We start from the raw sequence: 390 nt of genomic DNA, 5'->3' as shown, positions 1-390 counted from the left end.
GTCCTGTTGCCCGTGCGGGGGCAGATGGGGCCGGTGCACCGGATGGCGGCGGAACGGGCCGCGGGCATCCTCGCCGTCGTCCTGATGCAGGCCCGCCAGGAGGAGGAGCTGGCGGCCCGCGGGCGCGGCGACTTCCTGACCGACCTCGCGGAGGGCCGGATCACGGCGGAGGACGCGCCCGCGCAGGCGCGCGTGCTGGGCTTCAGACCGGGCACCGGCCCGCTGCTGCCCATGGTGATGCACCTCGGCCCCTCGGGCGGCGGCTGGGCGGTCCTGGCCCGGGCGGTCTCCGAGGAACTGGCCGCGGTCGGTGTCCCGGTCCTGCTGGGCGTGCGGCCCGTGGAGGGCCGCGTCCTGGTCCTGCTCGGTCTGCGCTCGGAGGCGGAGCGG

1 pseudogene is annotated in these 390 nt (G+C 77.7%); it reads left to right on the top strand.

The annotated features are described in order from the left end of the window. A pseudogene (locus EHS43_RS46010) lies at positions 1-390 on the top strand (PucR family transcriptional regulator); the annotation flags it as partial.

This window comes from Streptomyces sp. RP5T, from assembly GCF_003933965.1.
Taxonomy (GTDB): domain Bacteria; phylum Actinomycetota; class Actinomycetes; order Streptomycetales; family Streptomycetaceae; genus Streptomyces.
Note: the sequence above shows the minus strand (reverse complement) of the source record. Positions and strands in the feature narration are given on the sequence as shown.